1 protein-coding gene is annotated in these 1,831 nt (G+C 60.7%); it reads right to left on the reverse strand.

Annotation, left to right across the window (positions count from 1 at the left end):
* Nucleotides 1–115: 115 nt before the first annotated feature.
* Entirely contained in the window at nt 116–1,582 is a 1,467-nt protein-coding gene (gene tnaA, locus OKB81_RS20225) for a tryptophanase (protein ID WP_010672391.1), read from the reverse strand.
* Nucleotides 1,583–1,831 lie beyond the last annotated feature (249 nt).

Here is a 1,831-nt window from a genome sequence, read left to right on the forward strand (position 1 = left end):
GTGGTGTGTTTGGCGACAACCAGTTTACCAGCACCCTGTCTGTCAACTTCCACTTTCCCAGGATCCCGCGAAGAACCAAAAAAAAGGGCACAGAAAAATCTGTGCCCCTGACTCGTTATGCTTCTATCAATTTTTTCTGCGTCTTGCCGGCTGACGGGTCGTTATGCTCGACCTCTTTCAGTCTGGCGGTGAAGTGGCGCAGCACGGCCGGCTCGTAAATGAAGTCCAGCCCCTTCACCCGGTGGGCGTTCTTCTTCACCTCGCCGAAGGCCTCGATGACAAAGTCCATGTGGGTCTGGGTATAGGTGGCACGGGGGATGGTCAGGCGCAGCAGCTCCGCCGGGCAGGGGTGCTGCTTGCCGGTGGCGGGGTCGCGCCCCAGCAGCAGGGAACCTATCTCCACCGCGCGGATGCCGGCGACCTTGTAGAGCTCGCAGGCCAGGGCGTGGGCCGGGAACTGATCCGCCGGGATGTGGGGCAGCAGCTTGCCCGCATCCACGAAGGCCGCATGGCCCCCCGCCTGCTGGCACACCACGCCGATGGCCTCCAGCCCGTCCACCAGGTACTGCACCTGGCCGATGCGATAGGCCAGCCAGTCCTGGCGCATGCCGTCCCGCAGGCCCACCGCCAGGCGCTCCATGGCGCCCCCTTCCAGGCCGCCATAGGTCGGGAAGCCCTCCTGCACCACGCACAGGGTGCGGCACTCGGTGTAGACGTCCAGCATGCTGTCATCCTTGAAGCACAGCAGCCCCCCCATCTGCACCATGGCATCCTTCTTCGCCGACATGGCGAGGCCGTCGGCGTACTTGTAGGACTCCCTGGTGATCTCCTCGATGGTCCAGTTCGCGTAGCCGGGCTCCCGCTGCTGGATGAAGTAGGCGTTCTCGGCGAAGCGGGCGGAGTCCATGATAACGGGGATGTCGTACTTTCTGGCGATCTCGTACACCGCCTTCAGGTTGGCAATGGAGACCGGCTGCCCCCCGGCGGAGTTGCAGGTGATGGTGCTGACGATGTAGGGCACGTTGGCGGGGCCCGCCTCCAGGATGGCCTCTTCCAGCTTCACCAGATCGAAGTTGCCTTTGAAGTCGGCGGTGACCGAGGTATCGAACGCCTCCCTGGTGTAGACGTTCTTCGCCACGCAGCAGTTGATCTGGGTGTGGCCCTGGGTGGTGTCGAAGAAGTAGTTGGAGAGGGCCACCATCTTCTTGCGATCCAGCCCCTTCTCCTGCTCCCGCTTCTTGATGAGCACGGGGATGTAAATCTGCTCGGCGCCGCGCCCCTGATGAGTGGGGATGGTCAGGGAGTAGCCGAAGATCTCCTGCACCGCCTGTTGCAGGGCATAGTAGCTGCGGCTGCCGCTGTAGGCCTCGTCACCGCGCAGCATGGCGGCCTGCATGTCCTGAGTGATGGCGCCGGTGCCACTGTCGGTCAGCAGGTCGATGAAGACGTCTTCGCTGTCCAGCAGGAAGGGGTTCATGCCCGCCCGGACAATGGCCTCTTCCCGATAGGCACGGGTGGTGCGCTTGACCGGCTCGATGACACGAATACGGAAGGGTTCGGGCAGATGCTTGAAGTTTTCCATAATATAAACACCCCAGATTTAAATATTCAAAATGAGTCTCTTCCCCCGCCGAAAATAGAATGTCCGGCAGGTGGGAAATATTGGGAAATGGGTGCACGACATCGCCTCGCCAGAATAAACAGGCGAAGACGGGTGCAGCTATTTCAGTTCAGGAATGGAGGCGGGCTCTTGGCCAGGGCGGGAGCATACTTTGTTGGTTATTTAACCAAAGAATAGTTGTGCCCGATAATTGTCATCCCAGCTTGCTTT

It is taken from the genome of Aeromonas sp. QDB56, from assembly GCF_027705505.1.
Taxonomy (GTDB): Bacteria; Pseudomonadota; Gammaproteobacteria; order Enterobacterales; family Aeromonadaceae; genus Aeromonas; species Aeromonas caviae.

Coding starts and splice junctions, on each gene's coding strand:
- tnaA (WP_010672391.1), bottom strand. CDS start 1,582: ATGGAAAACTTCAAGCATCTGCCCGAACCCTTCCGTATTCGTGTCATC.